The organism is Longibacter salinarum (assembly GCF_002554795.1).
Lineage (GTDB): Bacteria > Bacteroidota > Rhodothermia > Rhodothermales > Salinibacteraceae > Longibacter > Longibacter salinarum.
This window is the reverse complement of sequence record NZ_PDEQ01000002.1, coordinates 663,312-674,214: the sequence shown is the minus strand read 5'-3', so window position 1 is coordinate 674,214 and position 10,903 is coordinate 663,312. Positions and strand designations below refer to the sequence as shown.

General features: G+C 57.2%; 7 protein-coding genes. 5 read left to right on the top strand and 2 right to left on the bottom strand.

The annotated features are described in order from the left end of the window. Positions 1–75 precede the first annotated feature (75 nt). The gene (locus CRI94_RS06080) at positions 76–603 is read left to right on the top strand and encodes a PAS domain-containing protein (RefSeq protein ID WP_098074761.1); all 528 of its coding nucleotides are present in this window, start codon (positions 76–78) and stop codon (positions 601–603) included. A 124-nt stretch (positions 604–727) separates the two neighbouring features. Beyond that, positions 728–1,219 (top strand): PAS domain-containing protein, encoded by a 492-nt coding sequence (locus CRI94_RS06075; RefSeq protein WP_098074760.1) that lies wholly within the window; start codon positions 728–730, stop codon positions 1,217–1,219. A gap of 166 nt (positions 1,220–1,385) precedes the next feature. Here CRI94_RS06075 and CRI94_RS06070 read toward each other — a convergent pair whose 3' ends face one another. Together CRI94_RS06070 and CRI94_RS06065 are read right to left on the bottom strand one after the other, a co-directional pair. After that, the gene (locus CRI94_RS06070; protein WP_098074759.1) at positions 1,386–2,069 is read right to left on the bottom strand and encodes a response regulator transcription factor; all 684 of its coding nucleotides are present in this window, start codon (positions 2,067–2,069) and stop codon (positions 1,386–1,388) included. Between the two features lie 413 nt (positions 2,070–2,482). After that, positions 2,483–6,070 carry a PAS domain S-box protein gene (locus CRI94_RS06065; RefSeq protein ID WP_143815317.1) on the bottom strand — a complete coding sequence of 1,196 codons (3,588 nt, stop codon included), beginning with the start codon at positions 6,068–6,070 and terminating at the stop codon, positions 2,483–2,485. A 698-nt stretch (positions 6,071–6,768) separates the two neighbouring features. Between CRI94_RS06065 and CRI94_RS06060 the strand changes: the two genes are divergently transcribed. The 3 genes from CRI94_RS06060 to CRI94_RS06050 all read left to right on the top strand — a co-directional run bounded on the left by CRI94_RS06060 (position 6,769) and on the right by CRI94_RS06050 (position 10,901). After that, entirely contained in the window at positions 6,769–8,436 is a 1,668-nt protein-coding gene (locus tag CRI94_RS06060; RefSeq protein ID WP_098074757.1) for a coiled-coil domain-containing protein, read from the top strand. A 139-nt stretch (positions 8,437–8,575) separates the two neighbouring features. After that, complete coding sequence (locus CRI94_RS06055) at positions 8,576–9,049, top strand: PAS domain-containing protein (RefSeq protein WP_098074756.1); 474 nt, start codon at positions 8,576–8,578, stop codon at positions 9,047–9,049. A gap of 415 nt (positions 9,050–9,464) precedes the next feature. Continuing rightward, positions 9,465–10,901, top strand: a complete 1,437-nt coding sequence (locus tag CRI94_RS06050) for an AMP-binding protein (RefSeq protein WP_179862184.1) — start codon at positions 9,465–9,467, stop codon at positions 10,899–10,901. The last annotated feature ends 2 nt before the right edge of the window (positions 10,902–10,903 follow it).

The window sequence follows — 10,903 nt, the reverse complement described above, 5'->3', positions numbered from 1 at the left end:
TCGCCAGACGATGTCTTCTTTTGCTCCCGCTGTTCACTTGTTCGCGCCCTTATCCGCTCAAGCCCCCGACCAGAAATGCCCGACCCCTCTAGCGATCTGTACTCGTTTTTGCAATCAAAGGAGTATATTTCTGAGGACGAAGAGTCATCCGATTCGGAGGAGAACGGCTCCCACCTCCGCGCCGTAAACGACTTTGAAGACGACGCTCAGTCCGCGGCGAAAGAATCGGACTCGAACCTGTCCTTCGATACAGACGACGTTGGAGAAAAGCTTCGGCACACCGACCCAGATGCGCTGAACGACGCCGACTTTGGTATCATCCGTATCGACGATAACGGCGTCGTGCAATTTTTTAACCAGTACGAGTCGGAGTTGAGCGGCGTGGCCCCAAGCGATGCAGAAGGGCAAAACTTTTTCAGCGAGCTTGCCCCTTGCAGCAATAATCGACTCTTCCGCGGACGCTTCAAAGAAGGGATCCGAAAAGGCGAGTTGGATGAGCGCTTCACCTATACCTACACGTACAAGATGCGTCCGACCTTGGTAGACGTCCGTCTGTATCGAGATGACGACGGTCAGAACTGGATTCTTGTTCAAAAGCAGTGACGCGGTCGCTCACGATCTGGTGTAGTGTATCGGACCCGACTCGCGCGTCGTTCGTCCGCTCATGCAATATCTCTACGCCTTGAAGGAATGTTGAGCTACCCTTTTTGATCAACGTCTACGTCCCATGACGAGCCCTTCATCGCAAGACCTCTATTCCTTTCTAAAAGATCGTGGCCTCACTCATTCATCCCCGTCGAAGGATGACCGATCGGACGAGACATCAAATGAAGGCTCTGGGTCCCGATCATTTCTGGACTTCGACAACGATGATATCGGGGAAAAGCTGCACGAGGCGGATCGCGATCAGCTCAATAGCGCTGATTTTGGAATCGTCAAGGTTGACGACGAGGGGTACGTAGAGTTCTATAACCGCTACGAGTCTGGACTTTCGGGCGTCGCGCCAGAGGACGCACAGGGCCGAAACTTCTTCACCCATCTGGCTCCATGTAGCAACAACCGCATCTTCCAGGGCCGCTTCAAGAAAGGCGTTCAGTCCGGCTCCATGGATGAGCGGTTTACCTATACGTTTACGTACAAGATGCGGCCGACCCTCGTCGATGTGCGGCTCTATCGCGACGCCCAGAACAATAACTGGGTCATGGTCCAGAAGCGATAGTATCTCATTTTCGTCATCTGCCCCCACTTCCACAACGGTAGATTTCTCACGGGTTGGGCCAGGTACCGGGACAACGTCTAACTGCCCAGAATTACTGTCATAAAAAAACCCGCAGTCGGCTGTCAGCCGGCTGCGGGTTCGTTCTTTGATGCGGGACGAGAGCGGTTTACTCCGCGTGAAGGCGGTATCCAACGCCTCGGACCGTCTCTAACCGGATGTTTTCCTTTTCCTCCTGCGCGTCCTGGATGTTATGACGCAGCCCGGAGATCGTTACGTCGATCGCATTGTCGGATACATACTCAGATCCCCAGACCCGCTCAGCAATCATGGTCCGGGAGACGACAGCCGGTGCCCGCTCAACGAGTAGCCGAAGCAAATCGAATTCCTTCTTACGCAGCTCGACTGGTGCGTCTTCAATCGCCACCTTTCGCGTGGCCGTGTCGATGTGGAGCGGACCAATCCGCAATTCATCGAGCGCAGACCACTCCGACGGACGTCGAAGGAGCGCACGGACTCGCGCGAGCAGTTCCTCAAAGGAGAACGGCTTCGTCAGGTAATCGTCCGCGCCGCTTTCGAGACCATGCACGCGATCCTCAATGCTATCACGAACCGTTAACATCAACGCGGGAGCAACATAATCCTTCTCACGGAGCTCCTGAATGAGCTCTGGGCCGTTCATCCCAGGTAACATCCAGTCGACAATCATGGCGTCATACCGATGGACGGCCGTCTGGACCAGGGCCTCCTCTGCATCCTCGGTATGGTGCACGCGGTAGCCGTGTGTTTCTAACCCGTCGACCAGCGTGTCAGCAAGTTCGGGCTCGTCTTCTACAAGAAGTATAAGTTTCATGCGAGGGGAGCGATCATCTGTAAGGAAGGGCGTGCATCTTCACCCGGCGTGGGAATCGCCGGCCCTTCGTCCGATGGGGTCAGAACATAATACCAGAAGAGCAGAACACAACATCGTACGACGATCTGACCTAGCTCTGAGTAGGGTTTCAATACCCCAGTAGTGGGACAGAAATGAAGGACGGGCCGGTGGACCGTTGAGTGGCGATATTTAAGGTAAGAACGGAAACGAATTCCGCATTTTCAATACGGATACCCACGAAACGCCAGAATTCCGCCGCGAACGTGTGTTCAGTTGTTCGATCGAAAATAATGTCCCGTCACATGGCGGTACACATCCCGATGTTACGATTATTCGCAGCGCCAACGAATCAGTGCCGTCAGTATACAGGGCAAGGCATCGGGGGCTCATGGTTAATCGACCTCCTGTTTTCCATCCTCGCATTCGGGTGTCGACATCTCATGTTTTTCAGAATCGCTCCGTGAGCCAGATTCCGGCTCTTCGGCAAGGGGAAGTTCGACGACAAACGTCGTCCCTCCTCCTGGCGCGTCAGCCCAGCTAATGTTTCCGCCGTAGACATCGATGGCCCGCCGTACGATCGTCATTCCGAGGCCCACGCCTTCTTTTTTACCGACGTTTTCGCCACGGTAGAACGCCTGAAAGAGGTGCGGCTCATCGGCGGCCTGAATCCCGATTCCCCGATCTCGAACACGAACCAGTAGACATTCGTCTTCCACCGCCAGGTTCACAACGACGGGCTCATCGTCGGGGCTGTATTTCAGAGCATTTGAAATTAAGTTGCCAGCGATATGGTGGAGAAGATCCCGGTCGACAGGCAACCGATCTGGAATGTTGCTCCACTGGATGTTGAGTTGACGATTCTGACCGAAGTGCGAGCGCATCTCTTCCCCGATCTCCCGCATGAAATAGCGCAGATCCGTCGGATAAAGGTCGGGGCCGTTGTTTTGCGCGTCCAATTTACTCGTCGTTATGACATCTCCGAGCAAGCGGGTCATCCGATCCACCTGGCGACGAATTCGAGATAGATACTTGTCGCGCTTCTCATCTTGTTCTTGCTCGATAAAGCGCGCGATCATTTCCGACGAGCTTCGAATCGTGGAAAGCGGCGTCCGAAACTCGTGCGACACCATGCTCACGAAACTGGACTTCAGCTTATTCAATTCTCGCTCTCGCTGAAGTGCCTCGCGCGTCTTCCGCTCCATCTCTTTCCGTTCCGTGATATCATGGAGCGTTCCCGCGACGCCCGATCGATTCCCGTCTTCGTCGTAGAGGGCTTGAGCAAAGAGGGCCATCCACCGCGTCCCCTTTCGACCATGCAACTTCACTTCGTAGCGCCCCTCCTCCTCGCCCATCAGTATCGACACGGTGTCGTTTCCTTCCTCCAGGTACTCGCTTTCAATCTGCTCATCGAAGTGCTGCCCGAGGCTCTCCTCCACGGAAAACCCGGTCGCGTCTTCCCAGGCTGGATTCAAAAAGGTCCATCGTCCGTGCGTATCCGTCTGGAAGACGATGTCCCGCACATTCTCCACAACCGATCGGTATTGCGCCTCTCGCTCTCGAAGGGCCTGCTCTGTTTCCATCCGGGCGAGCGAGTTCGCGAACGTATCCCCGAGCACGCGGAGGAGCATGATGGTCTCTTCTTCCCAGGATCGCGCCTGCTGAACAGCGTCAAATCCGACAAACCCAGCCAGCCGGTTGCCGTCCGTCATCGGGACAACGACGAGCGATTCGATGTTCTGGGGCTCAAGCAGACGACGAAACGCACCGGCCTCCGGCGGTAGCTCGTTCACACGAGGGATGTGGACCGGTCTCATCTGACTGAGTTGCTCGTGAAACCAGGGGTACTTCTCAACCGGGACGTGGGGAGCCGTTTCCTTCTGCGCCGAAATGCCAGGAGCGCACCACTCATACACATAATGGAAGTCGGTGCCATCTTCCGATGCGAGGAATACATAGCTCCGATCCGCACCGACGAACGGACCGATCCGGCCAAGGGCATTTTCGATCGTCTCGTCCGTGATCTCCGACCCGGTGTCAATCAACCGCGTCGATAGATCGACGATCAGGTTTTCCATCAGCACGCGGTACTCGAGCTTACTCTGAGCACGCCGCCAGTCCGTCACGTCACGCACCACAGTTTGAGCCGCCGGCTGACCGTCATACTGGATCGCGACGGACTGCGCAACCACAATTCGCACATCTCCATCCAGTCGCCGAACGCGATGCTCGAACGGTTCTGTATTCTGGCCGGCGTACACGTTTGCCGCTCGCTTCGTCACTTCCTCTCGAAAGGACGGCTCCACCAGGTCAATTAAGTCGTAGCCAATCAGCTCGTCTGGACGTCCACCGAAAAGCTCTGCACCACTCGGGTTAATATAGCGGATCTGTCCGTCGATACTGATCATGATCGGATCCATGTGCGACTCTACGAGCCGGCGCCAGCGCTCCTCACTCTGGCGTGTCGCCTCCTCCTGCGTCTTCTGCTCTGTGATATCCACCGCGTAGCCGGCGAAGCGGTCCGGACCGACGCTCATGGGCACGCGGGAGCAAACCGATCGAATCCATCGGACCTCGCCGCTCGGATACACGATCCTGAAATCCGTCGAGAGTGATTCGTCAGGCTCTAACTCCCAGAGATCGTGCAATGCCTTCCAGACTTGGTCGCGATCATCCGGGTGCACCGGCTGAATGAACGATAACGGCTGACGATGAAGTTCATCGGTCGAGCGGCGCCACACACTTTCGTACGCGGGATTGACGTACAAAAACTCGTATCTCGTTGAGAGGAAGAAGACGCCTTCCACGTTCTCTGCCATCTGGCGAAAGCGAGACTCGCTTTCCTGCAATGCTTGCTCGGCATGGACGCGATCCGTTACGTCGCGTGTGGACGCGATGACATCGAGTGGAGCCCCCGTCGCGGGGTCGAATCGTAGTTGACTGGTGACCTCGACCCAGATATAGTGCCCTTTCGCATGACGAAGACGGAGTCGGTCAATTACGACCTCCCCGTCTAAAACCGCCGAAACAATCTTTCGAATAGTGGACCGATCCTCGGGATGGACGAGATCCACGATCCGCCGGCCCACAATATCTTCCGGGTCATATCCGACGAGCGTGGTCGTAGAGGGTGAAGCATACAGACACGTCGTATCGGGAGCGTGTCGGGAAATGACGTCCGCAACATGCTCAGCAATGAGGTGATATCGTTCCTCGTGTTCACGCAGTGCCTGGCGCACAGCGCTCTGCTCGTCGAGGCGGGTCCCGGTGACGCTTACGCGGTCCTCCGTGTCCACCACGCGCGTCGCGGCCAGAACGTAGGGAACGGGACGATGGGGCCGTAACGAATGTGCTCGCCGACCCGTGTTTCCCACCAGTTCGGCCTGCATCGTCGCCCGCCCCTCGGCCATGGCCCGCTGTACGATCACATCGAGACGCCGCCCCACTTCGGGAAACAGGTCATTCAGCGAGCGCCCGCGAAGACGATCTCCATCTCGACCCGCTGCACTCGCAAAGGCCTCATTCCACCGAAGCACCTCCCCACGACCGTTCACCATCACAAACAGGCCGTCCAGGCTGCTTACGATCCCCTGCGAAAGTGATCTCTCACGTCGAAGAGCCGCCTCCAGCTCGTCGCGGCTCAACGTATCGAGATCAGTCACCTCGTCGTCGTTGGACGGTCCCGATTCGCCGTCCACTCCACGTCCGGGAGCAGGGTACGGTGTCATGCGACCGGACCGGACCCCATCGCCGCTTCGATCAAACTGATCGTCACCCGCACTCGCACAGAGACCGACCATCGCGAGCATCGACAGGCCGAGATGTTCGATTCCGTCCGGCGCTAACACCAGAAAGCACAATGTCGCCGCAACAACAATAACACGTGCAACGAGAGAGGCCGAAAGGCCAACGTCGCTCTCCTGATACCGAGAACGCTCGTCCAGATTCGTATGAGACGGAATTACAACGTCCAAGTGTACCACGGGCGGGAGAGAGAAACGAGGCAGAGCAAAGGAAAAGGACGGAACGGAGACTGGACGTTTAATTTAAGGCCACTGGCTCAGAACCGCTAAAAGAAAGGTGAATGGGCAGGGCTACCTACCGGACACGTTCATTGGAGCGTGTGTCATTTCAGCATTCCTAGGCGCGGCTGCTCTGAGATGGATGGGAGTATGTGGGTATGGGAGTTTGTGAGTGCGTCATGTTCGACGATAACGTCTCGTTTCCAGGACGCATGAGACGCACGAGATCCGTTTTTCGTTGACCTACGAAGACATTCCGGTTTGAAATCCAAACTGTCCGGGAGCTAGTGGGCAGGGTTAAACCCAATATCAGCCCGACACGTGGAAAGCACTGAATCAGGTTAAAAGCCCTAACAAAACGTGCTTCGATGATAGAGAGCGAGCGAACCGGGCGGGATTCAGGCGCGTGAAGCAGGTGAACCCGACGCGGTTGAGCGACGCAGCGACGCGAATGGGGGGCCGCTCGCAGCTCGAATGAGGTATTGTCAGGGCCTCTACGTCTCCACATCGCCAGGAGCCGAACAACGGACTCGGGTGTAACGGTTGAGAAATTGAATTGGTGTCCGGGGAACGGCCATTTTTGGATGCGAATACGAACGGCTTGCAAGTTGTTCGCACCATCTCCCGATGGCCGCTCGCTCACAGCCTCTCTCCGCTCCATGTCCTCTCACGACGCCCATTCATCCGATCTAGAACGTGACGCACGGTGGGCCGAGCTCTGCGATATCCTGAACGTCGAAAATGCTGCCGCCGCGATGGAGCGCGTGCAGGAGTTACAACTCGACTCGATGCAAGAGACGGCCGAGGTTGCGGCGCGCTCACTCGACACAGGTGAAGCCTTCGACCTCCTCCAGAAAATCGACCGTCGCGTCGACCAACTGCGGGATCGCGTCGCCTCATGGGAGCCGACCCTCAACCTCCTGCAGGTCGACCAACCGCAGGAAGTCCCAACAGAAATAAAGCGACTCCTCTCCCGGATTGAAGTTCTGGAGACGCAGCACGAAGCACTCGTTGAAGCGGGCCTGACGAGTGTGGATGACGCGTTGTCTATGGTCGATAGCATGGAGAAACAACTCGACGAGCTGTACGAGGAGAAAAAGGCGCAGGAACGGCTTGAGGAGCAGAGCTCCGGACTCGAAGACGAGGATACGTTCGATCAGTTGCAGCGCCTCCTCGCCCGGGAAGAGCGGCTACAGCGCGAACTCGGAGTAACGTCGTCGGAGGAAGTCATCGAAATGGTGCGTGGGCTGGCCTCGCAACTCGACGAACTGTACGCCAACCGAGATGCCGAACAGTCTGCGTTACCGGTCGCTTCCGGCGATGGCAGTCGAGCGCTATCAGAACGAGAAGAGAAGTTGCAGCGTGAGCTTGGCGTATCCGACCCGGGCGATGTTGTCGAAATGGTCAACGGCCTCGTCCGCCAGCTAGAAGAATTGTACGAGGCCCGCGAACGACTTACACGCGTCAATCTCGACGACGCGGAGAGCGTCATCGGCATGATCTCCAGCATGGAGCAGCAACTGGAAGCCCTGTACGCCGATCGTGAGAAGATGTCGCAGCAGGGAATCGAGAGTATCGATCAAGCGATCTCCATGATCGAAAGCATGGAGTCGCAACTGGATACGCTTTATGAGGAACGGGAGCATGGCTTCTCTGACGACCGCGACGCCGAGGAAGCTACACGACTGGCGGAACTGGAAGACAAATTGGACGAGCTCGCCAAAGAGAAGATCAATCTAGAGAAGCGGCGCGATGCGATGTCGTCCGAGTCGGCCACGGACCTGTTTCAGAATGAACTGGGCGTATCCGATCCTCAGCACGTTGTCCAGCTGGTACAGAGCTTGGAGGAACAGCTCAAGAATGTATATGCAGAACAGGAAGAACCAGGGAACGCCGGTCGTAGCGATGAGCAGGCGAACACAACCGCCGACGAGGGCGCGCCCCACGTAGTCGACCCGTCGCTCCTCAACCGTCTCTCGGATTTACCCCACAGCGAGCTGGACCGTTTAGACGTTGGAGTTCTGCGCTTGAATGACGAGGGGCGCGTGCTTTACGCGAACGATGCCGCCAGCAAGACGCTTCCGGGCATACATGGATCACGCGGCGAGTCTCTGGTCGACCGAAACTTTTTCTTTTCGCTTGCGCCCGGAACGAGCAATTCGCTCTTCCGTGGACGGTTTAAGTCCGGGGTGGAAAACGACGACTTAAATGTACGTTTTCCGTATACCATCGTACACCCGACGGAGCCGAGCATCAATCTTGCCGTCCACCTCTACCGTACGGGAACTGGCAACAACTGGGTTTTCCTTCGCCGCTTAAACAGCTAGCGCTCGGAAAAAATACCTCAGATCAAAAGTCTATTGATGCACGTGCACTTGCGGCTCCCCACCTTCCTCCGTTGATTACATAGCGCAAAGACGAGGTCTGCCGCACCACCGGCAGCCTTTCTATCGACCGATTTAGACCATGGCAGACGATAAAAACAAGAAATACCCCTTCCTCGACGCAGATACTGACGAATCTATGAATGCCTCGAACGGACACGCGTCCGATGATACCGTGAATGACACCGAACTCCACTTCGAAGACGATCAGCTCGGCGAGAAACTCCGACATCAGGACAAAGACACCCTGGACCAGACGGACTTCGGCGTCATCAAGGTAGATGACGAGGGCATCGTCGAATTCTTCAACCAGTGGGAATCTGACCTCAGTGGTGTAAAAAAGGAAGAGGCGGAAGGACGCAACTTCTTCACGCAGGTCGCGCCGTGCACAAACAACCGACTCTTCCGCGGGCGCTTCAAGAAGGGCGTGCGGCGGGGCGAGTTGGACGAGTCGTTCACATATACCTACACGTACAAGATGCGTCCGACGCTCGTAGAAGTACACATGTATAGGGACGAAGAAAGCAACAACTGGATCATCGTCCAGAAATTCTGATCGTCGTCAGCCAGGAGCCCGCTCGTCTCTCATTGCTCTGACAAACTGCTGTAACAGACGAGAGGCGCAACGAAAACGACGAATCCTAAACGGCACCATCGTCTTCAACGCATGGACGGAACGGTGCAGCCGAACTCGTTCTGTGGCACCCGCTCGGCAGCCACTCGCCACGCTCACGTCACGGACTCGACGGGTTGGATACCGTGCCGCGACGACAGACTTTTCGTTCACCACGCAGATGATCGGCCGAAACGGATCCATTAAGCCTTCTTCAGACTCTTGCTGGGGTCGCCGTACGCCATCTGAATGCGATGGTGATACCGGTGCGATCCGTTCCGCATACGAAGCGGCTTGCTCATCGGCTTCTTCTGCGGAGGGTGCATCGAACCCGTGGCACGAGCTACTTTATGACCGGTTGCGCGACCGTGCTCTGCCTGCACTCATAGCGGACGAGACGATCACGCCAGCTGCGTCCCTGTGGACCGGATCCCGACTCTGGCTTGACTCCTTCCGTGAGGCGGGACTTCAGCGGGGCGATCGCCTTCTGATTTCGCTGTCGCCCTCCGCTGCGTTCGCGCAGGTGGTTGTCGCTGCGCTCTGGCAGGGAGTGACGCTCGTCATGCTCCCCCCGGAGGCCGATATCGATGCGCACCTGGCGTCCATGGATGCCCGCGCAGCGGTGACCGACCAGGGCATGCGGTGCGGTGTCCCTACGTCGGCCTGTGCAACACCGCACACATGGCGTCCGGAAGGCCTCACCGGGCCAGCCGAACCACCGAAGTCTCTCCGTGACGTGACCGGCCCGCGGACCCCGGACGTGCGCTTTCTTCTCAGCACGTCGGGCACGACAGGATCGCCAACCTGGGTCGCCCTCTCGGACCGAAACGTGCTATCGGTTCTCGCGACTCACATGCCGCTGCTCGGCCTCCGGAATGCACGGACGCTTTCGGTTTTGCCGTGGGATCATGCATTCGGTCTCGTTCTCGACTTCCTGCCGGCCCTCCTCTCCGAAGCGGAAATCATACGCGACCCCAATGGTGGCCGAGATCCCGAGGAATTGCTACGCCTCGCCCGGGCCTGGGGAGCCACGCACCTCACTGCCGTTCCCCTCGTCATCGACCGCATCGCAGACGCAGATGGCGGTCCCGGCATGTTGTGCTCACTCGATGGCGGCATCGTCGGCGGAGCTCCGGTCTCCGGATCCCTGGCTCAACTCCTCTCCGGAACGTCTCTTCGCGCTGGCTACGGGCAGACCGAAGCATCTCCGGGGATCGCACTGGGTCCACCCGGACACTGGGCGGCGAATTACCTTGGACAACCGCTTGGCTGTTGCGTCGACATCGCGGATGACGGCGAGCTTCACTTTTCCGGCGACAATGCCTGTATCGGGGTCTGGCGAGAGGGTCAATTAGAACGTGAGGATCCGGACCGTCGAGTTGCAACCGGAGATCTCGCCCTCCGGAAAGGCGATGACCTATTCTTCCGGGGCCGAACGGACAACACGTTCAAGCTCTCGAACGGTCGCCTCGTCGCCGCGGGTCACGTGGAAAGCGTCGTCAAGCAGCGGTTCACTTCGATCGAAGAAGCCTTCCTGTTCAGTCCAGACGGTGATAACGTCGCACTCGCCATTCGACTAAAAGAACCGAATTCTACGGCTCCATCCAGAGAAGCCATTTGTAATGCGATCGGTTCGATTAGTCAGCGCTTAATCGAGGTTCGGTCTATACCTGAAAAAGACTGGCATCGCACCCCGAAAGGAACCGTTGCCCGTACAGAAATGGACGCCTTCTTACAACGAACGTTTTCGAAGGAAGCGTCGTCTTCTTCCTCCGCTCCCTCTTCTTCGTCTTAGTA